At 63.9% G+C, this 25,653-nt stretch carries 22 protein-coding genes; 12 read left to right on the top strand and 10 right to left on the bottom strand.

Annotated features, from left to right (window positions below; translation table 11 throughout):
* Window positions 1–81: 81 nt before the first annotated feature.
* Window positions 82–849 (bottom strand): class II aldolase/adducin family protein, encoded by a 768-nt coding sequence (locus J2X92_RS14180; RefSeq protein WP_307576587.1) that lies wholly within the window; start codon window positions 847–849, stop codon window positions 82–84.
* A gap of 23 nt (window positions 850–872) precedes the next feature.
* Entirely contained in the window at window positions 873–1,463 is a 591-nt protein-coding gene (locus J2X92_RS14185) for an HD domain-containing protein (RefSeq protein WP_307576588.1), read from the bottom strand.
* Window positions 1,464–1,595: 132 nt separating this feature from the next.
* Here J2X92_RS14185 and J2X92_RS14190 point away from each other — a divergent pair, with 132 nt between their 5' ends.
* The gene (locus tag J2X92_RS14190; RefSeq protein ID WP_307576590.1) at window positions 1,596–2,315 is read left to right on the top strand and encodes a Crp/Fnr family transcriptional regulator; all 720 of its coding nucleotides are present in this window, start codon (window positions 1,596–1,598) and stop codon (window positions 2,313–2,315) included.
* Window position 2,316: 1 nt separating this feature from the next.
* Here the strand turns inward: J2X92_RS14190 and J2X92_RS14195 are convergent, their stop codons facing one another.
* The 3 genes from J2X92_RS14195 to J2X92_RS14205 all read right to left on the bottom strand — a co-directional run bounded on the left by J2X92_RS14195 (window position 2,317) and on the right by J2X92_RS14205 (window position 4,851).
* Window positions 2,317–3,480, bottom strand: coding sequence for an ABC transporter substrate-binding protein (locus J2X92_RS14195; RefSeq protein ID WP_307576591.1), 1,164 nt, complete (start codon window positions 3,478–3,480; stop codon window positions 2,317–2,319).
* A gap of 76 nt (window positions 3,481–3,556) precedes the next feature.
* Complete coding sequence (locus tag J2X92_RS14200) at window positions 3,557–4,096, bottom strand: cupin domain-containing protein (protein ID WP_307576593.1); 540 nt, start codon at window positions 4,094–4,096, stop codon at window positions 3,557–3,559.
* Entirely contained in the window at window positions 4,093–4,851 is a 759-nt protein-coding gene (locus tag J2X92_RS14205) for an NAD-dependent epimerase/dehydratase family protein (protein ID WP_307576594.1), read from the bottom strand. The genes J2X92_RS14200 and J2X92_RS14205 overlap by 4 nt, the downstream gene beginning before the upstream one ends.
* A 95-nt stretch (window positions 4,852–4,946) precedes the next feature.
* On the opposite strand from J2X92_RS14205, the gene pdxR reads away from it, so the two are divergent.
* The 6 genes from pdxR (at window position 4,947) to J2X92_RS14235 (ending at window position 14,314) form a co-directional block, all read left to right on the top strand.
* Window positions 4,947–6,395, top strand: coding sequence for a MocR-like pyridoxine biosynthesis transcription factor PdxR (pdxR, locus tag J2X92_RS14210; protein WP_307576595.1), 1,449 nt, complete (start codon window positions 4,947–4,949; stop codon window positions 6,393–6,395).
* A gap of 227 nt (window positions 6,396–6,622) precedes the next feature.
* Entirely contained in the window at window positions 6,623–8,470 is a 1,848-nt protein-coding gene (locus J2X92_RS14215) for a type IV secretory system conjugative DNA transfer family protein (RefSeq protein WP_307576597.1), read from the top strand.
* Window positions 8,471–8,586: 116 nt separating this feature from the next.
* Window positions 8,587–9,420: a hypothetical protein gene (locus J2X92_RS14220; protein WP_307576598.1), complete on the top strand. Its 834-nt coding sequence runs from the start codon at window positions 8,587–8,589 to the stop codon at window positions 9,418–9,420.
* Window positions 9,421–9,612: 192 nt separating this feature from the next.
* Window positions 9,613–10,050, top strand: a complete 438-nt coding sequence (locus tag J2X92_RS14225) for a hypothetical protein (protein ID WP_307576599.1) — start codon at window positions 9,613–9,615, stop codon at window positions 10,048–10,050.
* Window positions 10,037–13,300, top strand: coding sequence for a zeta toxin family protein (locus J2X92_RS14230; protein WP_307576601.1), 3,264 nt, complete (start codon window positions 10,037–10,039; stop codon window positions 13,298–13,300). Before J2X92_RS14225 ends, J2X92_RS14230 begins: the two co-directional genes overlap by 14 nt.
* A 150-nt stretch (window positions 13,301–13,450) precedes the next feature.
* Window positions 13,451–14,314 (top strand): hypothetical protein, encoded by an 864-nt coding sequence (locus J2X92_RS14235; RefSeq protein ID WP_307576603.1) that lies wholly within the window; start codon window positions 13,451–13,453, stop codon window positions 14,312–14,314.
* 140 nt (window positions 14,315–14,454) lie between these two features.
* Here the strand turns inward: J2X92_RS14235 and trmB are convergent, their stop codons facing one another.
* From trmB to J2X92_RS14255, 4 genes are all read right to left on the bottom strand, one after another.
* Window positions 14,455–15,204: a tRNA (guanosine(46)-N7)-methyltransferase TrmB gene (gene trmB / locus J2X92_RS14240; RefSeq protein ID WP_307576605.1), complete on the bottom strand. Its 750-nt coding sequence runs from the start codon at window positions 15,202–15,204 to the stop codon at window positions 14,455–14,457.
* Window positions 15,204–16,127 (bottom strand): tRNA glutamyl-Q(34) synthetase GluQRS, encoded by a 924-nt coding sequence (gluQRS, locus tag J2X92_RS14245; protein WP_307576607.1) that lies wholly within the window; start codon window positions 16,125–16,127, stop codon window positions 15,204–15,206. The genes trmB and gluQRS overlap by 1 nt, the downstream gene beginning before the upstream one ends.
* Before the next feature lie 10 nt (window positions 16,128–16,137).
* The gene (locus J2X92_RS14250; RefSeq protein WP_307576609.1) at window positions 16,138–17,238 is read right to left on the bottom strand and encodes an NAD(P)/FAD-dependent oxidoreductase; all 1,101 of its coding nucleotides are present in this window, start codon (window positions 17,236–17,238) and stop codon (window positions 16,138–16,140) included.
* 85 nt (window positions 17,239–17,323) lie between these two features.
* Window positions 17,324–18,277, bottom strand: a complete 954-nt coding sequence (locus J2X92_RS14255) for a LysR family transcriptional regulator (RefSeq protein ID WP_055806744.1) — start codon at window positions 18,275–18,277, stop codon at window positions 17,324–17,326.
* 170 nt (window positions 18,278–18,447) lie between these two features.
* Between J2X92_RS14255 and J2X92_RS14260 the strand changes: the two genes are divergently transcribed.
* The 4 genes from J2X92_RS14260 (at window position 18,448) to J2X92_RS14275 (ending at window position 21,222) form a co-directional block, all read left to right on the top strand.
* Complete coding sequence (locus J2X92_RS14260; RefSeq protein WP_055806050.1) at window positions 18,448–19,149, top strand: pirin family protein; 702 nt, start codon at window positions 18,448–18,450, stop codon at window positions 19,147–19,149.
* 89 nt (window positions 19,150–19,238) lie between these two features.
* A complete protein-coding gene (locus J2X92_RS14265; protein WP_307576611.1) occupies window positions 19,239–19,676 on the top strand; it encodes a DoxX family protein in 438 nt (145 codons plus the stop codon).
* Window positions 19,677–19,733: 57 nt separating this feature from the next.
* Complete coding sequence (locus J2X92_RS14270; RefSeq protein ID WP_307576612.1) at window positions 19,734–20,297, top strand: flavodoxin family protein; 564 nt, start codon at window positions 19,734–19,736, stop codon at window positions 20,295–20,297.
* A gap of 13 nt (window positions 20,298–20,310) precedes the next feature.
* Window positions 20,311–21,222 carry a pirin family protein gene (locus J2X92_RS14275; protein ID WP_307576614.1) on the top strand — a complete coding sequence of 304 codons (912 nt, stop codon included), beginning with the start codon at window positions 20,311–20,313 and terminating at the stop codon, window positions 21,220–21,222.
* A gap of 36 nt (window positions 21,223–21,258) precedes the next feature.
* Here J2X92_RS14275 and J2X92_RS14280 read toward each other — a convergent pair whose 3' ends face one another.
* Window positions 21,259–22,044 (bottom strand): sulfurtransferase, encoded by a 786-nt coding sequence (locus J2X92_RS14280; protein WP_307576615.1) that lies wholly within the window; start codon window positions 22,042–22,044, stop codon window positions 21,259–21,261.
* Window positions 22,045–22,105: 61 nt separating this feature from the next.
* On the opposite strand from J2X92_RS14280, the gene dnaE reads away from it, so the two are divergent.
* Window positions 22,106–25,624 (top strand): DNA polymerase III subunit alpha, encoded by a 3,519-nt coding sequence (dnaE, locus tag J2X92_RS14285; RefSeq protein ID WP_307576616.1) that lies wholly within the window; start codon window positions 22,106–22,108, stop codon window positions 25,622–25,624.
* The last annotated feature ends 29 nt before the right edge of the window (window positions 25,625–25,653 follow it).

Genomic DNA, 25,653 nt, shown 5'->3' on the forward strand with positions numbered 1-25,653 from the left:
ATGCACGCATGCATTGTTCAAAAAAAAAGCTGCCGGCACCTGTCGCGCAGGCGCTGGCAGCCGTACAAACCGGGGTTGGCGTTATTGCTTGTAGCTGTCGTCGATGCGGTCGAGCTTGCGGATCAGCGACGGCCAGACGAACTGCCCGCCAAGGCCGCCGGTCTGCACCTTCATGGCCTGGCCCACGCCTTCGACGATCTTCGGGTTCACATGCGTGAGTTCGCCGCCGCCCGACTGGGCCGCAATCTGGATCTGGCAGGTGTTCTCGAAGGTGTACATCGAAAGGAAGGCGTCTGCAATGGTCTTGCCGCAGGTGAGCAGGCCGTGGTTGCGCAGCATGAGGAAATTGGCGCTGCCCATGTCGGCCTGCAGGCGCGGCTTTTCGTCGTCGCGGAAGGCCACGCCTTCATAGTCGTGGTAGGCGAGCGAAGCCAGCACGAAGGTCGATTGCTGGCTGATCGGCAGCACGCCATTTTTCTGCGCGCTCACGGCAATGCCGGCCTTGGTGTGGGTGTGCAGCACGCACTGGATGTCTTCGCGCGCGGCGTGCACTGCGCTGTGGATCACGAAGCCGGCCGGGTTCACGGGGTAGGGCGATTCGATGATCTTGTTGCACTGCTGGTCGACCTTGACCAGGCTCGACGCGGTGATCTCGTCGAACATGAGCCCGTAAGGGTTGATGAGGAAGTGGTGCTCGGGCCCGGGGATGCGCGCGCTGATGTGCGTGAACACCAGGTCGCCCCAGCCGTAAAGCGCCACCAGGCGATAGCAGGCGGCAAGGTCGACGCGCAGCTGCCATTCTTCGGCGGACACGAGCTTCTGGATTTCGGGTTGGGAGGCTGCGTTCATGGTGGGTGGTTCCTAGTGGGTCTTCAGGCAGCCGCCGGCTCTTTCATCGCGGCCTTGTAGATGCTCTGCTTCGGCTGTGCCATCAGGCGTTGCAGCATGGGTTCGAATTCGCTGATGGGCAGCGTCTCGGCCTTCGGGTCGAAGGCAGGGTTGTCGTACAGCGCGCAGAACTCAGCCGTGCGCTCGTAGTGCGGATGGCTCTTGAAGTTGTCGCGCATGTCCTTGTCCAGGCCGATGTGATGGAAGAAGTAGTGGCCCTGGAAGATGCCGTGGTGCTGCACCATCCAGTGATTGGCCTCGCTCACGAAGGGCTTGAGAATGGCCGCGGCAATGTCGGGATGGTTGAAGCTGCCGAGCGTGTCGCCAATGTCGTGCAAGAGCGCGCACACCACGTACTCCTCGTCCCGGCCGTCGCGCAGTGCGCGCGTCGCGGTCTGCAGCGAATGGGTGTATCGGTCGACCGGAAAGCCGCCGTAGTCGCCTTCGAGGATCTGCAGGTGCTTGATGACCCGCGCGGGCAGGCCGCCCGCAAATTGCCTGAACTCGCCGCCGATCAGTTGCCAGTCTTCGCGCGTGCTCTCCTGCATGCTCTTGAAACTTGCCCGTTCGCTCATCGTGTCGTCTCCATGTTCTTGGGGAATGCCGGCCACTGTAGACCTGTGCTTGACGTTCAACTGTCGTGAATTTGACAATGCAAGGCTCTGGTAAACCCCGCCCCAAGGCCTCTTCGAGGCAATTTCTCCCGTATGGCCGCTCCCAAGCAGCGTTTGTCCGCACCGCATCGCGCCGCGATGGAGCGCAATCCGTGGTTCACGAGCATGCCGCGGGCGCAGCGCGAAGCACTGATCGGCGCCGCCGAGTTGATTCATCTGCGGCGCCGCGCCATGGTGTTTCGCCAAGGCGATCCGGTGCATGCGGCCGGCGGGGGCTTCTATGGCCTGGCGGCCGGCACCATCAAAATCTCATCGCTGCGGCAGGACGGGCGCGAAGCGATCCTTGCGGTGCTCGAGCCCGGCAACTGGTTTGGCGAAATCACGCTCATCGACGGCTCGCCGCGCACGCACGACGCCACCGCGCTGGAATCGCTCGACCTGCTCGTGGTGCCGCCCGAGGCCTTTGCGCACCAGATGCGCGACGTGGTCTTCGCGAACGCGATCGCCGCGATGCTGGCGGCAAGGGTGCGCATGCTCTATGGCCTGACCGAAGATGCCACGCTGCGTAGCCTGCGCGCGCGCGTGGCGCACCGGCTGTTGGTGCTGGCCCGGGGCGACGCCACGCAGTCGGTACACCTGCGCCGTACGCTTATGCTGCCGCAGGAGGCGCTGGCCATGATGCTCGGCATCACCCGGCAGACGCTCTCCAAAGAGCTCAACGCGCTCGCGCGCGACGAGGTGATTTCGATCGGCTATGGGCGCATCGACCTGTTGTCGGTCGAGGCGCTGCAGGCGCTGGTCAGGAGCGGATAGTTCAGCGCAGCACGCGTCCGTCGGCCGATATGCTGATCAGGTCGATGTTCCGCGATGCGTCGCGCAGGCCCGGGCGCAAGTTGACGCGGAAGCCTCCCACGTCGTAGTCGGTCATCGCGGTCATCACGCGCTGCAGGCTCGCGGTCGTGAAGGCGCGGCCCGCGCGGCGCACTGCCTCGCCCACCACCTTGGCCGCAATGAAGCCCTCCAGGCCTTCGTACGAGGGCGTCTGGTCGGAGTTGTCGAGGGCGGCGCGGTACTCCTTGACGATGGGAATCGCCGATGGCCGCGGCGAGGGCACCACTTGCGAGATCACGATGCCACCGATGTCTTTGCCCAGCTCGGCGTAGAGCGGATCGATCCCCACGATCGAGAAGGCCATGAAGCTGCCGGCATAGCCGCTCTTGCGCAGCTTGCGGATCGCGTTGGCCGTGGTGCCCGAGAGTGACACCAGCACGATGGCCTGGGGCGACTGCTGCAGCACCGTCTTGAGCGCTGTATCGAGCTTGTCGCCGCCGCCCATGGGCACCATGGCGGTGGCCACCAGCTCGGGCAGCTTAAGTTCGGTGATGGCCTGCTGTACGGCGGCCAAGCCGGCGCGGCCCATGGCGTCTTCGTCGCCCACCAGCGCAACGCGCGTCTGCCCCACGGTGGCGCACTGGCGAACGATCTTCAGGGCTTCGTCAATCATGCCCGGGCGGACGTGGAACACGTTCGGGTGGCTCGCCTCGCGCAGCGTGTCCGCTGCGGCAAAGGGCGCGAACAGCAGGCTACCTTGCTGCGTCGCCACGCTCGCTCCGGCAGCGCTGCTGGCGGTGCCCACGAAGCCGAACAGCATGTCGGCCTTGTCGGCGCCCAGGAGAGTGCGTGCGTTGGCGCCGGCGCGGGCCGCGTCGTAGCCGTCGTCGAGCTGCAGCAGCTTGAGCTGGATGCCGCTGGAGGCATTGCGCTCGTTGAATTCACCCACTGCGAGTCGACTGCCCGCGGCAAAGGCCAGCCCGATCTCGCCGGCCGCGCCGGTCAGGGGCACCGACTGGCCCAGCAGCACCACCCGTGTGCCCGCTGCTACCGCCTTGGTGGATTGAGAAAGCGCCGAAAGAGGAAGACCGCCGCCCAGCAGCATTGCCCCGCACGCCTTCATCACTTTCCTTCGAGAGCCGTTCATGTGCCACCTTTCATACAAATTAGTAAAAAAGTGTAGCAAGTTCGGTGCCCGCGGAAAAGATGGGTTTACGCGCCTTTCAGTCCGCGTCGGGCGGCAGCACCAGCGGTCCGCAGCTCTCGTCGGTGACGAACACGGCCACCAGCTTGGCGGGGCGCACGGGATCAGGGTTCTCCGCAAAGAGATGGAGCGTGCGCGGCGGCTCGAAGAAAGTCTCGCCGCTCTTGTAGGTGCCCACCGGCCCGCCGCCCAGCTGCGAGCGGATCGTGCCTTCGAGAATGATCGCGGTCACCGAGCCCGGATGCCGATGGGCCGGCGAATAGGCGAGCGGCGGAAAGTCGACGAGGACCGTGGTGACCGACTTGCCCGGCACGTTGGGCAGCGATTCGCACGACAGCACCTTGGATGAAATCGCAGGACGTGCATCGGCGCCCGAGCCCGCGGGCGCCGGGGCGGAAGAGAACATCGGCCGGGCGACGCCGCTGCATACGTCGGCGAACCATTGCACCGCGTCCTGCCGGTCGCCATTGGGCATCAGCGCCCAGCCTGCGGCCAGCACAAGCGAAAGCGCCGCGATCCCGGAACCCAGCGGGATGCGATGAATCCGGGCCGGCTTCACGATGCCACACCCTGGCGCTGGCGCAGCCGCAACCGAAGCGATGCGTTCCAGCCGAGTTTGCGCTTCGCCTTTTCGCTACTGACCTCGGGGCTGTCCTCGGCGATGTTGAAGATGCCGCCGCCTTCCGCATGCTGCAGCGCCAGCACCGCCGCCCAGGCCGCGGCCTCCACGTGGACGGGACATGTGCCTTTGGGACCGGAATTCCATGTGCCCGGCCCGTACAACTGCCCGTAGCGCAGCACCGTGGCCGTGAGGCCCGCGGCGGCGAGCACGCTGCGCTCGAGAGCAGCCACGCCGTCCACGCTGACACGGCGGATGCCTTCGGCCTCGAGATCGAGGGGGTGTTCTTCGACGTGGGGCAGGGGGCCCGGTGCGTACATCCAGGCGATGCTCTGCGCCACCAGCCGGCGGCTGCCGGCCGCCAGCGCCGCGGCCACGAGGTTGCGCGTGCCTTCGGTGCGCACGCGTGCGTTGCCGTGGGCGGCGTCGGCCATCAGCTTGGGGTCGAGGTCCCGCGGCAGGTCGGTGAGCTGGTGGATCACGGCCATCGGCGCAATGCGCTTCAGTGCCACGCGCAGAGCTTCGGCGTTGAACACGTCGACGATGACAGGCCGAGCGCCGCGCGCCTCCAGCGCGTGCGCGCGTTCGGGGCGTCGGGTGCTGCCGTACACGGTGTAGCCAGCCTCGATCAACAGCGGGACCAGCGCGGTGCCGATGGCGCCGGCCGCACCCGCAAGGAAAATTTTCTCGCTCATCGCATCTCCTGCTTTCCGCTGGTTGTTCGACGAGTCGAGCTTAGGTTTTGCATGCCACACTCGAAAGAGCCAAGATTCCTCAAAATGACTAGGCCATGATTCGAGAAAAGACTTTTAGCGCGGCCCACCTGGAGATCGACCGCACGGCACTCGCTCCGCTGTACCGGCAGGTCTACGAGCGCTTCAGGGCGGCCATCGAACATGGGGTGCTTCGCCCGGGCGATCGCGTGGCATCGGCACGCAGCCTCGCAAGTGAACTGGGTGTGGCGCGGGGCACCATCGAGACGGCCTACACCCAGCTTTCGGGCGAAGGCTATTTTTCGCCGCTGGGCCAGGCGGGCACGGTGGTTTCGCCTTCGCTTCCAGTGCGTCGGGCGTCGCGGCGCGGGCCCCAAAGAACCGGGGCGGCGGCCTTCCTCGGCCAGGCACTGGCCGAACCCGTCCCGCCGCCGCCATTGCAGCTGGGCATTCCGGCGCTCGATGCCTTTCCGCGCAAGCTCTGGGCGCGCCTGGCCGCGCGGCGCGCAAGGGCGATGACCGCCGCCGACATGTTCTATGGCGATCCTTCGGGCCATCCGGCGCTGCGCGCGGCCATTGCGGCCTATCTGCGGGTGTCGCGCGGCGTTCCATGCGATCCGTCGCAGGTCTTCGTGACGGGCGGCTACCGCGCATCGCTGGCGCTCATCTCGCGCACGCTGCTTGCGAGAGACGATCGCGTGTGGGTGGAAGACCCGGGCTACACGCCCACGCACGAAGTGCTGCGCGGTGCCGGCCAGCTCCCCGTGCCCGTGCCAGTGGACCAGGAAGGCATGGACGTGGCTCGCGGCATGCGCAAGGCTGCAAAGGCGAAGATGGCCATCGTCACGCCTTCGCACCAGGCGCCGTTGGGGGTCTCGATGTCGCTCGCGCGCCGGCTGCAACTGCTCGACTGGGCCTCGGCGGCAAAGGCATGGATCGTCGAGGACGACTATGACGGCGAGTACCGCTACGCCGGCCCACCGCTGCCCGCGCTCAAGAGCCTCGACGGGCACGATCGCGTGCTGTATGCGGGCAGCTTCTCGAAGGTGCTGTACCCTGGCCTGGCGCTGGGCTATGTGGTGGCGCCCGACTCACTGCGCGATGCCTTCGCCACAGCCGCGGCAACGTGGTCCAACGGAAGCCCGCAGATCACGCAGGCCGTGGTGGCCGACTTCATGCGCGAAGGCCACTTCTCCCGGCATCTCAAGAAGATGCGCCTGCTCTATGCGCGCCGTCGCGCCATGCTCGCGGCCGCATTGCGGAAGTCCTTTGGCGAAGACGTGCGCATCGACCTGCAAAGCGGCGGCATGCACCTCATCGCGCGCTTCGACCGGCGCAGCGAAAGCGACGAGGAACTGGCACGCCGCGCTCAGCTTGCGGGCCTGAACTGCCAGCCGCTCTCTCGACGAGGCACAAAGGCTTTCCGAGGCGAAGGATTGCTGATGGGCTTCACCAATGTCGGCTCCGCCGTGCACGCGCAACAGCTTGCAACCGAGTTGCGAGCAGCCTTGGACCGAAGGCCCTGAGGCCCTGAAGAAGCGTCGGCCTCAAGGCCGGAGGGCACGGTCCGTCGTGTTTTCCATGCGCTTGGTGAGCGTGCCCAGCTGCAGCCATGTCAGCTTCAACCTCATTGCTGCGGCCTTTATGGGTGCCCACCAGATCGCAGGCAGCTCCAATGCGTGAAGAATTTGGCAACAGCGCCGCAGTCTTACGTTCAGCGGCCTATCGCACAACCTGCTGAGGCTGCCTCGCCTTGTATAAGCATTTCCTTATTAAAAGGGAGATGGCGCAGGATATGAGCAAAAGCAAGGTACTTTTCGCGTTGGTGATACTTCTGGGGGTCTTGGCAGGTGGCTGGTTCCTCTCCAATTACCTTGTTCTGCTCATCCTCGATCTGCGCAATGCACCGCTGACCTGGAACACGTGGTGGCAATATATTCAGGCGACAGACCTGCCGCAGTACGCCCCCTACGCTACCAAGATCAAGCTCAGCGGCGCCATAGGCTTCGGCGTACCCCTGTTGGGCTGGGCCGCATTGCTCATCCCACTCTTTCGAGCCAAGGCCGAATCCCTGCACGGCGACGCCAGCTTCGCCGAACTTTCCGATCTCAAGAAAGCCGGCCTGCTCAAGCAGACCCCGCAAAGCATCCTCATCGGCAAATACAAAGGCCAGTACCTGTGGCTGGGCGGCGCTCAGCACGTCATCACGGTCAGTCCGACCCGTTCAGGCAAGACCACCAGCATCGCCATCCCGGTACTGTTGTCGTATCTGCACTCGATGGTCGTGCTCGACCTCAAAGGCGAACTGCGCAAAGCCACCAGCGGCTGGCGCGCGGCACAGGGTCACACCATCTATGTGTGGGCCCCCTACGACGACCAGGGAAAGACCCACCGCTTCAACGCCTTCACCCTGCTGGTGGGTATGGATGCGGGCAAGCGCATCGGCGAAATCCAGACCATCGCCGCCATTCTTTACCCGGACGAGCCTGGCAAAGACCCTTTTTGGACGAGCCAAAGCCGCGCCGCCTTCACCGCCTTCGCCTCATACATGTTCGAGGTATGGGACCACTGGGGTCGGATTCTCGTGCGCGCCCAGGACCCCAACACCGACGAGAACTTTCCCAGTCTTGAACGCATCCTGCGCCTGTCCAGCGGCACCGACGGCCGGGGCACTCTGGCGATGCTCAAAGAAATCGTGGACAACCCGCAAGAGTCCAGTTTCGTCAGCGTGCAAACGCGCACCGTCTTTGGCAACCTCGCCGGCCTGGCCGAGCAAACCTTCTCCTCGGTGATCGCCACCATGCAGGCGCCACTGCAGCAGTTCCTCAGTCCGGTGCTGGCCGCTGCCACCAACGCGACCGATTTCGACATTACCGCCATCCGCAAACATCCGACCACGCTGTACGTCGACATCCCGACCAACAAGCTCGATGAAAGCGGCAAGCTGCTGAACATCTTCTTCAGCAGCGTGATCGGCAACAACCTCACCAAGCAACTGGGTGACGAGCCGGATTTGAAATACCAGATGCTCATGCTGATGGACGAATTCACCGCCATGGGGCGAGTGGATGTGTGGGCCAAGCGCATCTCGATCTCGGCCAGCTACGGTGTGCGCGACCTGTGCATCGTGCAAAGCCGCGCTCAGCTGCGCTCGGCCTACGGCGACAACGACGCACAGAACTTCATCACCAACCACGGCGCGCAGATCGTGTTTGCGCCACGCGAGCAAAGCGATGCGGCTGAATACAGCGAAATGCTGGGCTACAAGACCATCCGCAAGGAGCACCGCAGCACCAGCCGAGGCGGCGGCTCCAACCAGGTCTCGACCAACTACACCGAAGAGCGCCGAGCCCTCTTTCTGCCGCAGGAGATCAAGGAGCTGCCCGCCGACGAGGAATTGATCTTCTATGAAGGCTGCAAGCCGATCCGGGCCCACAAGAACTGGTTCTTCAAGGACAAGGTTTTCAAGGAGCGGGCGAGCATGGCGCCGGCGAGGATCAAGACGATGGCGCTCAGCAGGGAGCCATCGGTGACTGGTTTTGGGCTGGATGACATCACTCAAACCGAGTGTGAGACCAGGTTCCACTCGAAACGGCATTGAGCCTTGCTCAACCGGCTCAGCCAGCTTGGCCGGCCGAATACGGTGACCGATTATCAATCTATCAGATTTATTTCATTCACGAACATTAAATCAAACATGCAAACGGGAGGTATTAAGTGGAAATGACACAGTGGATCTTTTGGATGATTTTTGGCTCGGCAATTGGAGTGGGAATGGGTTTCGCCCTGAACAGAATTTACCATAAAAAATGGATCCCCTTGGCTTGCATGATTGCATGCATGAATCTAGCGCCAAATATTGCACTTTTATTTTCAGAGCCCGATATCACTGGAGAGATGCCTTTAATCACCGCCACTCAGCCAAAATCAGCCGATGAGCTAGCAGAAGCAACAATTATCGAATTGAAAAATAAAAACACGACCTATAAACTGCTACTTGAAGTTGACCCGAAATTTCGCAGCGAGCTACATGCAATAATTAAGTCGTCCAATAACTTCAAAGACACCAATGATGCGCAACCGCTCTTGGGACTTCTCTTCGCCAAGGTAGGCAAGTATTTGCCATTTGCAGATGATGAAGTTGTTGCGGAATTCGCCATCCGGAGAATTGAATTTTTCAGTAAATTAGATGCGGCCAATTGCGACTCCTGGATCAATGCGAAGTTCGCCAATTTAAATTTGCCAATCGATGTGCGTTCAGATCTTCAAAATGCTGAGAGCAGCTTACTTGCGAGCGGTATCAGTGGGCTTAAAAATGGGAGTAATGCAAAATTGACCTTTACCTCAAAAGAGTTCCTTTCATATTTGACTGAAATGGAAAAATCCAGTGGCACTTTTAAAAAGAAGGATTTTCTAAATGCTCTCGATGAAAAAACACCACCACAAGAGCAGTGCAAGGCATATTCTTCGTTATTGGATTTTGCGAAAAAAGAAAAATCAGCAAATATTGCCAAGCTCTGGCGGACACTCATGCTGGGAATAAGAGATTGATCGGGCGAATCAAGTCGCATGCCAAAATGCATGGCGATGCCCATCGGTTGGGCGTTATACGCCCTATCAAAATGGCAGAAAATGGTGCCTCCCTGTGACACTTCCGGCATTGTCATGTGAAGCCCAAGGGCATGTCACAGGCGCATGTCATGCTCAGTATTGCCTGAAACAAACACTTCGAAAGGGCAACGAATGAACAACCCCCCCGCCTCCGAGAGAGATTATTGGGATCGGATTTTGAAACTCGCCAAAGACAATGGCGGCAGCTTCACGCTGGATCAGATTCATGAGGAATTTGATCTGAGCAGCAGGGAAATCAAGAAAATCATCAAGCTGATTGAAGAAGATCGCTCGGATGATGCTGCCGACAACTATGAAAGTGCGGAAGGCTCGGTTAAGGCATGGAAGGCTCGATCTATCTCCGAAGGATATGAAGAAGAAAAACTAACCTTCCCAGATAAAGTTCGTAAGAACAGATTAATGGATCTGCGAGTAATGGCTTACCGCGAATTCAATTCGATCGACATTGATGACAATGATGCCGTTAAAGCGATTGATTTGAAATACGTTGTCCTCAATCAAATCTTCCTTTATTTGCGAAACAAGGGAGTCCTCCATGGCTGGTTCTAATCCCTATCGACTCTCGGAGGTGGAGAACGAGCGGATTTTTCGCGAAGAAATTCTTCCGGAAAAAATAAAAAATATCGGCTCCAACCTTCATCCGGTCGAACACCCCACAATGGTCATCATCGGCGGCCAACCCGGGGCCGGAAAAAGCCGCACCATGGGCGGCGTCGAACGCGAATTGACGCATCAGGGCGGTGCTCTCAAGATTTCACCGGACGATTTTCGGGAATACCATCCGGCGTTCGAGAAATTAAACATAGCCAACGACCGCACCTCATCGAGCTTCACCCACGAGGACGCCGGCATTTGGGCTGAAAAGCTCGAAAAGTATGGTCGAGAGCACAAGCTCAATGTCATTCTCGAAGGCACGCTGCGCACCCCAGAAAATGCCGCAGCGCGGTTGCAGGAGTACAAAGCTGCCGGCTACACCACCGATGTGCGCGTGGTCGCAACGAATGAGCGCACCAGTTGGCAAAGCGTGCACAGTCGATATGAGTCAGATAAAAAGAAAGACGATTACGGCCGCTGGGTCCCCAAGGATGGTCACGACTCCGCCTACAAGGGTGTTCTGGACAGTGTCGAACGAATCGAAGCCCGAAAACTATCTGACCGTGTCGGCATCTACGACCGCAACGGCAAGGCTATTTATCAAAATGAATTAAAGAACGGCCAATGGGAACATGGGCCGGCAGGTCGCCCGGCCCTGGAGGGCGAGCGCAGCAAGCCCCTCACGCCCGAGCAATGGGATACGCATCTCAGAGATTTTGACAAGATCACCCGAAACGTCATTCGCCCAGGCCGCAGCGCCAGCGCGGAAGATATTCAGGAGGTGCAAAGGCTCCGCGCCCGTTCCGAGGCGGCGGCCACCGAGCAACTGGGGCACGCGCCGCCCAAGTCCATTGGCACCCGCCTGGCCCAACTTGGCGCGGCCGATGCCTCCATTGGCACCAAACCCGGCTTCCAAACCCTCGTCAAAGGCGGCGGCGTGGCCAGCGTCGCCCTGCTGGGCTACGACGCCCTCACGACCGCCAGTCAATACAACGCCCTGACCGCCCAGGGCAACCAATTCGGCGCCGACGCCCTGCTGCACGAATACGTCGGCCGCACCGGTGGCGGCCTGGCTGCGGGCTTTGCCGCAGGCGCGGCCTACGGCGCAGCCACGGGCTCTTTCACCGGTCCCGGCGCCCTGGTCACCGGCGCGGTCGGCGGCACCATCGGGGCCTTTGGTGGCGAAGCCATTGGCCGCGCGTACACCAAGTACCAAATGAATCACCAGGTGGGCGACGATGGCAACACCTACGCGCACACCCATGGCCATTGGGAGCAGTCCAACTGGGTTCACAAGAACCAGCCCGCTGCCCCGGACCAGATCAACACCCTCGAATACAAGCGCACCAGCGCCATCACCGAACTCGCGCTGGCTCGGCCTCAGCATCTCGATCCGCAGAACATCACCCTGCAAGACCCCCAGGGGCAAAAGAGCGACTATCGCCTGACCAAAGACGGCTGGGTGACCGAGGTCACCGACCAAGGGCCCTACGGCACTGCCATCCCCGTAGGAGACTTTGGCGCTGTTCTGACCCATGACGAACGCGCTGCCCCCGACCTAAGCAAGCAGCTCGATCAGATTTCCGCGGTGCGCCGCGATGCCAATGCGTACTATTCGGAAAACCTCGCCAAGGCCTACATGACCGACTACGTCGGCAGAGGCTTTGCGCGGGATGACAGACCCGTGCCCGAATCCGTGACACAGCTCTTGCGCTTGCCCAGCGAAATCCATGTGAAAGACCCGGCCACCGGCCAGACCTGGGAGCGCAGCCCCCAGGGGGCGTTCACCCGCACCGACCATGTGGAAATGTCTGGCCTCGAGGGCAAGGACTACATCCCCCGGACGCTGACCGCCAAGGGAGAAGAGCTGGCACGGCTGGACAAGGAACATCAAGGCCACGTGCAGACCAACCGCCAGTATGGGGCGGCCTTGGTGGAGCAGAAGTTCCAGGACATGCAGCGGCAAGAGCTAAAGCACCAACAACCGCCCCAGAAAACGACGCCGCCCGGGCAGCAGCAGCCTACGAGCGGCCACCTGACACCCCAGCAGATCGAGCGCATCACCACGCATGAATCGCGCATCGTGCCCACGCCGGGCGGCATGAGTTTTGCCGAGGCGCACCGGCGCCGCGACGAACCCGAGCAGATTTCTGCGGGCTCGTTGCGGCCGGTGGGCAAGCTGGATACATCCCAGATGGACAAGGGCAGCCAGTTGTACCGGATGCACCTGGCGCAGGAGCAGGCCCGGATGCGTGACCTGGAGATTGCGCTGGCGCAGGACAGGGAGCGGTTCAAGAACGAGCCCAAGCTGCCACAGCCCTCGGTGGAGCGCACGCAGGAGCGCGTGCAGGAACGTACGCAGGAACGCGCACAGGACCATTCGCCAAGGCGTTTGCTGGAGGAGGCGCCTGTGGCACAGGCGCATGTCAGCCCTGCGCGGCCGGCCGCTGGTGCCGAGGCGATGCACTCGCCGACAACCCACGCCTCAACCCACGCCTCAGTGGCGGCCCCGGTGCACTCGAACCCTCCAGGCGATGCCGCAACCATTGCGGCGGCGCAAGCCCAGGTGGCCGCAGCGCAAGCCCAGGCGGCCGCGGCACAGGCCCAGGCCGTTGCGGCGCAGGCCAAATTGGCCCAGATGCACCAGCAGATGGCGCGCATGGCCGCAGAGCGCGGACACGACGGCCTGGCGCGGCGTGATGAGCGCGACGAGAGGGATCAGCGCGATCAGCCTGGGACGACGCAGATCGCGCAAGGCCGCGACACCCGGCAAGATTTGGAGGCCGGCACGCACGGCAAGCAGATATCCGCCACTGCCGTGGCCGATACAAGCCGCCCGTTGCTGCGCGAATTCAGCGACCCGAGTCATCCCCAAAATGCGTTGTACAACACTCTCAAAGACGGGCTTCCACAACGCACGGCGCCGGAGTTGCTCTCGCATCTAACGGCGGCCTGCTACAAGTCAGGCATCAAGCAGCCCGATGATCTGGCCCATGTCGTGGGCAGGGAAGGAAAGCTTCACTTTTTATCCCGTTCATTGTTCGGCCCCGGCACCACCGTCGACGTCACGCAGCCCGCGCCCAGCGTGCAGCAGACCATGCAGGAAGTGCAGCAGTTCGACCAGCAGCGCGCGACCGATCGCGCCCAATATCAGGCACAGGCCGCAGCGCAAGCCAACCAGCAGCAGGGGCCGATGCTGGGCTGACAGCCTCTGCTCTCCGGGCGCCAGCGCAATCCATGATCGTGCTCGACCTGAACAATCCCATGAGGGGCGGCAATGCTGTGAAACCGGCGACCAAAGCGCCAAGAACATGCTGCAATCCACGCCAAGAGGCACGTCGACAAGAGCCAAGCAATGAACGAAAAAGAAAAGCGCCGCATGGCGCAAAACGAGGTGTGGGCGAGCAGCCTGCACGCACTGCGCCGCCACCTTCCGGTCATGCAGCGCAGTCAAACAGAACTCTCACACGGCGTCGGACAACTCCAGGTTAGCCAGGGAACCGCCACTAATCTCTATGCCTGGTACGGGCTGAATGCACTGGCAGACCTGCATGCGGTCGCAATCTCTGCGCTGCTCCAGGAACACGATTTCGGTGCGCAGGCGCTAGCCCAGGACGCGATTCATCTGGCCGTGAACATCGTGTACTTGCTGGACGACCCGGGTGGGGACAGGTTGACAGGCGCTTTGCGCAATCTTCTCGACGCGCAACGCACGCGCTTTGCCGCCTGGCAGGCTGTGGCGCCGGAGAACAAGGAGGCTCGTCAACGGGCCGGGCAACTGGCGTCGGATTGCGCTCAGTCGCCCTGGTACGCGGGCGCGCCGGCTTGGCCGCCTCTTGGCGCACGTGCGGATGCGGTAGGGATGGGCGAGTGGGTACACCCCGTGTTGGCGGCGGCTACCAACGCGGAACAAACCACCGCACAAGAACTGATGAACTTTCTGCAATGCGAGCGTGGCTCACAGGAGGAACGCAAAGCTGCACATGCATACCGTACCGCCCGGTGCGCATCGGATGCCCTGTATGTCGAGGCTATTGCGTTGCGACTGTTTGCCCATGCCTTGCACCGGATGGCTTCAATGATCCGAGACCAGGTCGCCGTTACTTACGCGGAATTGTCCATGGAGCGAATGGATGACGTCCTCGCCGAGCATCGTCGGCTGGCCGAGGAACATCGAAATGACATGAACCTCTACATGCGCGTTCAGGGCAACGCTTGACGCAGCGCCAGCGCGGTGGCCGCGCCGATGCCCCGTATCCGGCACCCGCTCGCCGGTGTGGTCTCTCGATGCTCCCCAGGGATAGAGCGCGAAGACGCGGGGTGAAGGTAGCCGCGGCTGCTGGCGAACACGGCGGCCACTCAGACGCGCTGGAACACCAGGTCCCAGACCCCGTGGCCCAGCTTGAGGCCCCGGTTCTCGAACTTGGTCAGTGGCCGGTAGTCTGGCTTGGGTGCGTAGTCCCCGGCCGTGTTGCGCAGAAGCGGTTCCGCGGACAACACTTCGAGCATCTGCTCGGCGTAGGGCTGCCAGTCGGTGGCGCAATGGATGTAGCCGCCCGGTCGCAGATGCTCGGCAAGCTTTTTCACGAACTCGGGCTGGATCAGCCGGCGCTTGTTGTGCCGCTTCTTGTGCCACGGGTCGGGAAAGAACACGTGCACGCCGGCCAGCGAATGGGGCTGCAGCATGTGGTCGAGCACGTCGACCGCATCGTGCGCGCAGATGCGGATGTTGGTGATCGACTGCTCGCCAATGCGCTTGAGCAGCGCACCCACGCCGGGCTCGTGCACTTCGCAGCAGAGAAAGTTGGTCTCGGGCATCACCGTGGCGATGTGCGCGGTGGCTTCGCCCATGCCAAAGCCGATCTCGAGCACGGTCGGCGCGGCGCGGCCGCCGAAAGCTGCGGTGAGGTCGAGCGGCTCTGGCTTGTAGGGAATGAGGAACAGCGGACCGAGTTCGGCAAAGGCGCGCGCCTGTCCGTCGGTGGTGCGGCCGGCGCGCTTCACGAAGCTCTTGAGGCGGCGGTGCAGCGGGTGCGGTTTGTTGTCGTCGTCGCCCGCGTCGTCGTCGCTGGGTGGAAGGTCGTGGGGCACGGTGTCGGAAGAGGTCATTACGGCCGCGAATTGTAGAGATGGCGCCATTCGGGCACCCAGCCGGCCAGTGCCGCGGCACACGTGCCCCCCTGCGCAGCGCCCAGGCCAAGCACGCGCGCCGCGGCATCGAGCGAGGCCAGTGCGGCATCGGGCGTTGCGGTATCGATGGAGGTCGCGCCATTCTGCTTGGAGAGCTTGTCGCCGTCGGCGCCGCGCACCAGCGGCGTGTGCAGGTAGCTGGGCGTGGGCAGCCCGAGCGCGCGCTGCAGCAGGATCTGGCGTGCCGTGTTGTCGACGAGGTCTTCGCCGCGCACGACGTCGGTCACGCCCTGTCCCGCGTCGTCGACCACCACCGCGAGCTGGTAGGCCCAGGGGCCGTCGGCACGGCGCAGCACGAAGTCGCCGACCTCGCGGCTGACGTGCTGGCATTGGCGGCCGAGGCGGCGGTCGCTCCAGCAGAGTTCGCCGCCCGGCAGCGCCGGCTGTGTCGATTCGAATTTTTCGGTGGCAAAGCGCCAAGCGCGCGCGGGCTTGCCGTGCAGGCCGTTGCGGCAGGTGCCGGGATAGACCCGTTCCCCGTGACGCGTGTGCGGCCGGCCAAGGCGCGCCAGCGCCTCGTCGATGTCCTTGCGCGAGCAGCCGCAGGGGTAGGCAAGGCCGAGGGCCTGCAGCCTGGCAAGCGCCGCGTCATAGCGGGCGGTGCGCTCTGTCTGCCACACCGGCGTTTCATCGGGGAGCAGGCCGCAGTCGGCCAGTTGCCGGAGGATGTGTTCGCCCATGCCGGGCAGGCAGCGTTCGGTGTCGGCGTCTTCGATGCGGATCAGCCAGCGCGCCTGCGGGCCGCGGGCGCGCACGTCGAGCCAGCTCGCAAGCGCGGCCACCAACGAGCCGGCATGCAGCGGGCCGGTGGGCGAGGGCGCGAAGCGGCCGGTCTCCCGCATCCCTGGTGGCTCAGGCCGCTGCCAGCGCCAGCGAAAGGCCCGAGAGGAAAGCGTCTTCGACCCGATGCCCGGTGCACCAGTCGCCGGCCACGCCGATGCGTGCCTTGGCGTCCCAGAGGTGGCTCTTGCCGACGGGAACCTGGGTCTGGGCTTCGGTCCAGCAGCGCGCCTGAGCGTGCGTGGGCGCGGCATGGATGCCGGTGATCTCGGCGAAGGCACGCAGCAGCTTGGCCTGGACGCGCGCTGCATCGTCGCGCAGGTGTTCCTGCGACCAGGCGGCGCTGGCCTGCAGCGTCCAGCGCTCGACGCGTTCGCGGCCGGGCTTGGACGACTCGCGCGCGAGCCACGCCACGCGGTGGTGAGTGCTGCGCGCGGCATTCCATTGCGGGCCCAGGTGCGACATGGTGGGCTGGTTGGCCTGTGGGAAGGCGATCATCAGCGTCCAGCACGGCGCGATGCGCACCGGCTCGATCTTCTGGCTGACGGACGCGGAGATCTTGCCGTCGCCCAGCAGCACGCGCGTGCGCGAAGGCGGCACGGCCAGCAGCACGCCGTCGAAGCCCGAGTACACGTGCTGCGAATCGCCTTCGCCCGCAGTGCGCAGCTGCCAGCGCTTGGCATCGAGCGCATCGGGTTCGATTTGCGTGACCTGCGTATTGGGCACCAGGCTGCCGCCGAGTGGTGCGGCCCAGTGGCCCACCAGTGCATCCATGCCGGGCTGGGCCACCCAGTGCGATTCGCGGCCGGGCAGGGCCGCCTCGGCCACGCGGCCATGCGCGTCCAGCACGCGCACGAGGTTGGCGCTCCATGGGCGGCAGAGATTGGGCGTGGCTTCCAGTGCCAACGCAAAGCGAGGGTCGCGCACGGTGAAATACTGCGCGCCGCTGTCGAAGCGGCCGAACGCGGTGTCGACGCTCGCCATGCGCCCGCCGGGCGTGGCTTCGCGTTCGAACACCGTGACCTTGTGGCCAGCCTGCACCAGGGTTCGGGCGCAGGCCACGCCGGCAATGCCGGCGCCGACGACGGCGTAGTGGCGTGGAGTGGCGGGCGTTCGGTGGCGGTCGGCCGCCTTTGCTGCCTTTGCCGTCTTTGCGGTTGCGCGAGTGGTCATGAGGGATCTTTTCTTGTGCGGGGGAGACGATGGATGTGTCCGGACTCTACAACGGTCTGGAAGAGGCGCTCCGGGGCGGCTGGGCTCAGCGCCCCCGGTGCCGCTCCAGCAGCGCGCGCCGCGTGGCCTCGTGCTCGAATTGCGCGAGCCACCATTCGAGCGCGCGGCCGGGCCCGCCCGCGCTGCGCACGCGCCACGCGCAGTGCATGGTCGCAAGCGGCGGCTGGCGTTCGGTCTTGCGTTCGACCAGGTGGCCGGCCTCGATGTAAGGCCGTGCCATGGGCTCGGGCAGAAAGCCGCCGCCCAGGCCGTGCAGTTGCGCCGCCAGCTTGGCATGCATGCTCGGCACCGTGAGCACGTCTTGTCCACCGACGAGATTGACCGTCATGCCCGGCCCGCTACGCACGGAATCTGCGGCCGCCACCGCGCGGTGCTGGCGCAGTACCGCATCGGTCAACGGCTCGGGCAGGCGCGCCAGCGGATGGTGCGGGGCCACGGCATAGACGAAACACAGCTCGCCGATGGGCCGGCTGCGGATGCCGGTAGCGGTGAAGGCCAGGCTCGCTGCGTCGAGCACGGCGCCCACGGCCAGGTCGGCCTCGCCGCTGGTCAGCGCCTCGATGGTGCCGAGCAGGGTTTCGTCGCGCAGCTTGAGCCGCGTGGGCGGGTCGAGCGCGAAGAAGGCGGTGGCCAGGTCGAGCAGCGGATCGCGTGCGATCACGCTGTCGACGGCAATGGTGAGCATCGGCTCCCAGCCGGTGGCCACGCGCTTCACGCGGTTGGCGACCGCATCGATCTCGCCCAGCAGCCGCGTTGACTCGCGCAGCAGTTCGGCACCGGCTTCGGTGATGCGGGCCTGGCGCGTGCTGCGGTCGAACAGCAGCACGTCGAGCGCGTCCTCGATCTGGCGCACGCGGTAGCTGAGCGCGCTGGGCACCAGGTTGAGCTCACGCGCCGCGCCCGCAAAGCTGCCGGTGCTGGCCACGGTCTGCAGCATGGCGAGCGCGTCGGGGGTCAGTACGTCTCTGGCGCTGGGCATGGCGATTCCACGGTTGTTTGATTGATCAAAAAATTTGAATGATGCCATCAAAACCCAGCGCTTTTGCAGCCGGGGTGCGGGCCTAAAGTTCTTCACATCCGCTGCGCATCCGGCGCGGCATACGAAGAAGGCCCGAGCATCCCCTCGGGGAAGGGCCAAGGAGTTCGACAATGTTGCAAGTCCGTAAATCACAGGAACGCGGTTATGCCGACCACGGCTGGCTGCGCTCGTTCCACAGCTTTTCTTTTGCCGGCTACTACGACCCGGCCTACATGGGTTTCGGCAACCTGCGGGTGATCAACGAAGACCGCGTGGCCGCGGGCGCCGGCTTCGGCACCCATGGCCACAAGGACATGGAAATCATCAGCTACGTGCTCTCGGGCGAACTGGCGCACAAGGACAGCATGGGCAATGTGGAATCCATTCCGCCGGGCGACGTGCAGCGCATGAGCGCGGGCCGCGGCGTGATGCACAGCGAGTTCAATCACAAGGCCGACGAGACCACGCACTTCCTGCAGATCTGGATCGAGCCGAACGTGCGCGGCATCGCGCCTGGCTATGAGCAGAAGAAATTCAGCGACGCTGAGAAGCGCGGCAAGCTCCGCCTGGTGGCCTCGCCCGACGGCGCCGACGGTTCGGTGACCGTGCATGCCGATGCGCGCCTTTTCGCGGGCTTGCTCGACGGCGACGAGAAGGCCAGCCTGGCGCTCGATCCCAAGCGCAAGAGCTACGTGCATCTGGTGCGCGGCGAACTCGAAGTCAATGGCCAGAAGCTCGCAGGCGGCGACGCCGCGATGCTCGAAGGCGAATCGCAGCTCACGCTCGGCGCCGGCAAGGATGCCGAAGTGCTGGTGTTCGACCTGGCCGCCTGATCCCCGCGCCGGGCGCACGCCGCCCGGCATCTGTCTTGCTTTCCCTGTTCTTTCATTCAATCAATCGATAACCAAGGAGTTACTTCATCATGGCAACCACCACTTTCAACGCAGCCGCAGCCACCACCCCCAATGCGGCACAGGACACTCTGTCCCTCGTCGGCCGCGTGCTGCTGGCACTCTTGTTCGTGCCGGCAGGCTTCAGCAAGCTCATGGGCTTTGCCGGGACCGTAGGGTATATCTCGTCCGTTGGCGCACCGCTGCCGCAGGTTGCGGCGGTCATTGCCATCATCGTGGAGCTGGGCCTGGGACTGATGCTGCTCGTCGGCTTCAAGACACGCTTTGCGGCCTTGGTGCTGGCAATCTTCACCGTGGTGGCATCGGTGCTGTTCCACAACTACTGGAGCATGCCCGCCGACAAGGCCTTCGTGAACCAGCTGATGTTCTTCAAGAACATTGCCGTCACCGGTGGCCTGCTCGCTTTCGTGGCCTTCGGTGCCGGCCGCTTCAGCATCGACAAGCGCTGATACCTTCCGTCGGTCACCCCACCTGACTTCTTTTTCAACCAGACTCAAAATAACTTCATGACCAAGATCGCAGTCGTTTTTCATTCGGGCTACGGCCATACGCAACGCATGGCCCAGGCCGTGGCAGAAGGTGCCAACGCAGAGCTGGTGCAGATCGATGCCGACGGCAACCTGCCCGCCGGCGGCTGGGAGCTACTGAATTCCGCCGACGCCATCATCATGGGCTCGCCCACCTACATGGGCAGCGTGAGCTGGCAGTTCAAGAAGTTCGCGGATGCGTCGTCCAAGGCCTGGTTCGCCCAAGCCTGGAAGGACAAGATGTTTGCCGGCTTCACCAACAGCGCATCGATGAACGGCGACAAGCTCTCGACCCTGCACTACCTGTTCACGCTCGCCATGCAGCAAGGCGGCGTCTGGGTTGGCACGGCCATCATGCCGAGCAACACCAAGGCGGCGCAGCGTAACGACATCAACTACGTGGCTTCGTTCAGCGGCGCCATGGCGCAGTCGCCCTCGGATGCCTCCCCGGCCGAAATGGCGCAGGGCGATCTCGACACCGCGCGCCTGTTCGGCGAGCGCGTGGCCAAGGCGTCGGCACGCTGGGCAGCCGGCAAGGCCTGAGGCATGATGCAGCATGGACTCGCTTCTATCGCTGCATCCCGCTGACAAGGACCTCGGCGGCGGCTTCAAGGTACGGCGCCTGCTGCCGGCCGCGAACCGCCGCTCCGTAGGGCCCTTCGTCTTCTTCGACCACTTCGGCCCGGCCACAGAGCAGCCCGGCGCCCAGCACGACGTGCGGCCGCATCCGCACATCGGCCTTTCCACCGTCACCTATCTTTTCGAGGGCGCGATGATGCATCGCGACAGCCTCGGCAGCGTGCAGGAGATCCTGCCCGGCGCCATCAACTGGATGACGGCGGGGCGCGGCATCGTGCATTCCGAGCGCAAGCCCGAGCGTCTCAAGGCCGACACCTATGTGAACCATGGCCTGCAGCTCTGGGCCGCCTTGCCGCAGGTGCATGAAGAAACCGACCCGAGCTTCGAGCACACGCCGGCCGGTGCCATTCCGGAACTGGTGGAGCAGGGCGTGGCGGTGCGCGTGCTGGTGGGCGAGGCTTTCGGAAAGCGCTCACCGGTCAAGACGCTGTCGCAAACGATCTACCTCGACATCGCATTGCCCGCGGGTGGGCGTTTCGAGCTGCCCGCACTGGCGCCAGAATTGGCCGTCTACACAGTGGATGCCGATGCGAGCGTCAATGGCGAGCCGATTCCCGCGCACACCATGGCGGTGCTGCCGGACGACGCGGGCGCAGTGCTCAGCTCGACGACCGCCGTGCGCCTGATGGTGATTGGCGGCGAGGCGCTCGACGGCCCGCGCTACATCACCTGGAATTTTGTTTCGAGCCGGCGCGATCGCATTCTCGAAGCCGGCTCCGACTGGGCTGCGCAGCGCATGGGCCATGTGCCCGGAGAGACCGAATTCATCCCGCTGCCGGGCAAGCCCTTCGGCGTGCGCGAGCCGGACGTGGGCACCACACCGGTCTGACGCGTCCGCGGCAAAGAACGCCTCGCGCCGCGAGGTTCAGTGCTTCAGCGCCAGGTCGGGATCTTCTGAGGCGCGTGCGCTGGCATCGGCCGCGCGTGCGCTCAGGTCGGGCGCCAGCGCGCGCCGGCCGTCGAACACGAAGCAGTCGCCGTGGTAGTGCGCACCGCCAACCTCTTCGAAATACTTCAGGATGCCGCCTTCGAGCTGCAGCACGTTCTCGACGCCTTCCTCGCGCATCAGGATGGCCGCCTTCTCGCAGCGGATGCCGCCGGTGCAGAAGCTCACAACCGTCTTGCCAGCAAAGTCTGCGCGATGCGCCTTCAGCGCGGGCGGGAATTCGGTGAATTTGCTGATGCGCCAGTCGATCGCGCCGTCGAAAGTGCCTTCGTCGACCTCGAAGGCATTGCGCGTGTCGAGCAGCGCGATCTCGCGGCCTTCATCGTCGTGCCCCTGGTCGAGCCAGCGCTTGAGGGTGGGGGCGTCCACACCCGGCGCTCTCCCGGCGGCCGGCTGGATGGCCGGGTGGTCCATGCGGATGATCTCGCGCTTGAGCTTCACCAGCATGCGGCGGAAGGGCTGCGCGGCGGACCAGCTTTCCTTGGTTTCGAGGTCGGCAAAGCGCGAATCGGCGCGGAGGCCCGCCACAAAGCTTCGGATGGCGTCGGGAAGGCCCGCCAGGAACAGGTTGATGCCCTCCGGCGCCAGCAGGATGGTGCCCATGAGGCCCAGGGCCTGGGCGCGCTCGCGCAGGTCTTCACGCAGCACGGGGCTGTCGTCGATGGCTACGAATTTGTAAGCCGCAATATTCAAAATCTCTTGCACGGGGCGCAATTGTAGGGATCGCCAACTCACATCGTGGGGTGCCGGTTTCTACAATAGGAGGATGTTTGTTCACCTGCGCCTGCACACCGAGTTTTCCGTCGTCGACGGCACCAACCGAATCGACGAAGTGGTCAAGGCGGCCGCTGCCGACAAGCAGCCCGCACTCGCTATCACCGACCTGAACAACCTGTTCGGCGCGGTCAAGTTCTACAAAGAGGGGCGAGGCAAGGGCGTCAAGCCGGTCATCGGCGCCGAGATTTTCATCGAGGGGCTGGGCAAGGAGCCCGGCGTGCTCACGCGCATCGTGCTGCTGGTGCAGAACATGGAAGGCTACCTGCACCTGTCGGAGCTGCTGGCGCGTGCCTGGACGCAGAACGTGGGCCGGGGCCAGTCGCAGGCGGCCTGCAAGCTCGAATGGCTCGAGGAACTGCAGGGCGGGCTGATCGCGCTTTCGGGCGCGCAGGCCGGCCCGTTGGGCGCGCCGCTGCTGCAGGGGCAGGAAGAACGCGCCGCCGAACTGGCGCTTCAGCTGGCGGGCATGTTCCCGCACCGTTTCTACATCGAGTTGCAACGCGCGGGACGCCCCGAAGACGAGCCGCATGTGGTTGCCGCCGTGAAGCTCGCAGCCCGGCTGCGCCTGCCGGTGGTCGCCACGCATCCGGTGCAGTTTGCCGAACGCCAGGACTACGAGGCACATGAGGCGCGCGTCTGCATCTCGGAAGGCGAAATCCTCGGCAACCCACGCCGCGTGCGCAAGTTCACCGAAGAGCAATATTTCAAGTCGAGCGCCGAGATGGAAGCGCTCTTTGCCGACGTGCCGAGCGCGCTCGCCAATACGGTCGAGATTGCCAAGCGCTGCAACCTGACGCTGGTGCTCGGCAAGCCGCAGCTGCCCGACTTTCCGACGCCCTTCGTCAGCGAAGGCGTTCGTATGCCGATTGACGAGTTTTTCCGCCAGGAGTCGTTTGAAGGTCTGGAAGCGCGTCTTGCGCATCTTTACCCCGACGTCGCCAAGCGCGATGCCGAGCGGCCGCGCTACGTAGAGCGGCTGGAGTTCGAGATCAACACTATCCTGAAGATGGGGTTCCCCGGCTACTTCCTGATCGTGGGCGACTTCATCAAATGGGCCAAGAACAACGGCTGTCCGGTGGGCCCGGGCCGGGGCTCGGGCGCGGGCTCGCTGGTGGCCTATGCGCTGAAGATCACCGACCTCGATCCGCTCGAGTACAAGCTGCTGTTCGAACGGTTCCTGAATCCCGAGCGTGTCTCGATGCCCGACTTCGACATCGACTTTTGCCAGGGCAACCGCGACCGCGTGATCGACTACGTGAAGGACAAGTACGGCCGCGACGCGGTGAGCCAGATCGCCACCTTCGGAACCATGGCCGCGCGCGCCGCCATTCGCGACGTGGGCCGCGTGCTGGACATGAGCTACATGTTCTGCGATGGCATCAGCAAGTTGATTCCGAACAAGCCGGGCCAGCCGGTGACGATCCAATACCCGCCGAATCCGAAAGTGGAAGGCGACAAGAACAACTACGCCATCGAGATGGAGCCGCAGCTTGCGGCGCGCATCGAGAAGGAAGAAGAAGTGCGCATGCTGGTCGAGCTGGCGCAAAAGCTCGAAGGCATGACCCGCAACATCGGCATGCATGCGGGCGGCGTGCTGATTGCGCCCGGCAAGCTCACCGATTTCTGCCCGCTCTACCAGCAGCCCGGCAGCGACTCGGCCGTGAGCCAGTACGACAAGGACGACGTGGAGGCCATCGGCCTCGTGAAGTTCGACTTTCTGGGTCTCGCGACGCTCACCATCCTCGAGATTGCGAAAGAGTTCATCGTCAAGCGCCACAAGGGCCAGGAGAACTTCGCGTACGAGAACATCAAGCTGGACGATCGCGAGACCTACAAGCTGTTTTCCGAGGGCAAGACGGAGGCGGTGTTCCAGTTTGAAAGCCGCGGCATGCAGGGCATGCTGAAGGACGCACGGCCCACGCGCCTGGAAGACCTGATTGCGCTCAACGCGCTGTACCGTCCGGGCCCGATGGACCTGATTCCGAGCTTCGTGGCGCGCAAGCACGGCCGCGAAGAGGTGGAGTATCCGCACCCGGCCGTGGCCGAGATGCTGTCGGAGACCTACGGGATCATGGTCTACCAGGAGCAGGTGATGCAGACCGCGCAGATCCTGGGCGGCTACTCGCTCGGCGGCGCCGACCTGCTGCGCCGCGCAATGGGCAAGAAGAAGCTCGAGGAGATGGCCGAGCACCGCGAGAAATTCCGCGCGGGTGCACTCTCGACACACGGCATTCCCCAGGACAAGGCCGACGAGATCTTCGACTTGATGGAGAAGTTCGCGGGCTACGGCTTCAACAAGTCGCACGCCGCCGCGTACTCGCTGCTGGCGTACCACACCGGTTGGCTCAAGGTTCACTACACGGCCGAGTTCTTCTGCGCCAACATGACCGTGGAAATGGACGACACCGACAAGCTCAAGGTGTTGTTCGAAGACGCGCAGAAAAATTTCGGCATCACCTTCGAGCCGCCGGACGTGAACCGCGGCAACTACCGCTTCGAGCCCGTCACCGACAAGGTGATTCGCTACGGCCTGGGCGCCGTCAAGGGCACCGGCCAGCTGGCGGTCGAAGCCATCGTTCGGGCGCGCGAAGAAGGCGGGCCGTTCAAGAGCCTGTTCGACTTCTGTGTGCGCATCGATCGCCAGCGCATCAACAAGCGCACGGTCGAAGCGCTCATCAAGGCCGGCGCCTTCGATGCGATCCAGCAGAACCGCGCATCGCTGATCGCTTCGGTCGACCGCGCCTTCGAGTTCGCGTCGGCCACCGAGGCCAATGCGGCGCAGGTCGACATCTTCGGCGACAGCGAGCACGGCTCGGCCACGCAGGAGCCCGAGCTGGTCGACGCCACGCCCTGGGGCGTGAAGGAGCGGCTCACCTACGAGAAAACGGCCGTGGGCTTCTATCTCTCGGGCCATCTGTTCGACGAGGTTTCGCACGAGGTGCGGCGTTTTTGCAAGCGCGAGATCGGCGACCTGATGGACACTCGCGAGCAGCAGGTGATCGCGGGCATCGTGAGCGATTTCCGCGTGATCAACGGCCAGCGCGGGCGCCTGGCGATCTTCAAGCTGGACGACAAGTCGGACTCGATCGACGCCACCGCCGACGAGGCGCTGATCAACGCGAACCGCAACACCTTGAAGGACGACGAACTGGTGATCGTGAGCGGCCGGCTGCAGCCGGGGCGCGGCGGTTTCGAGGCACGCTTTCAGGTGCAGCAGGTGTGGGACCTGGCCACGGCGCGCTGTCGCTTCGGCAAGTTCCTGCGGGTAGCCGTGAACGGCAAGGCGCCCGACATCGCCCGCCTGGTGAAAGACTTTCCTCCGCGCACCGAGCAAAGCGAGCATGGCGACCTGGTGCAGGGGCTACCGGTGCGTCTCTCGATGGCGCGCGGTGGTGCGCAGGTCGAACTGCAACTTGGCGAGCGCGCCAAGTTCTTCCCGACCGACGCAGCGCTCGCGAGCTGGACGGCGCAGGCGGAAGCTGGAAAAGCCTCGGTGGTTTACGAATAAAGAGGCAAGCAAGGCGCGCGGTTGCGTAG

It is taken from the genome of Variovorax paradoxus, from assembly GCF_030811855.1.
Lineage (GTDB): Bacteria > Pseudomonadota > Gammaproteobacteria > Burkholderiales > Burkholderiaceae_C > Variovorax > Variovorax paradoxus_L.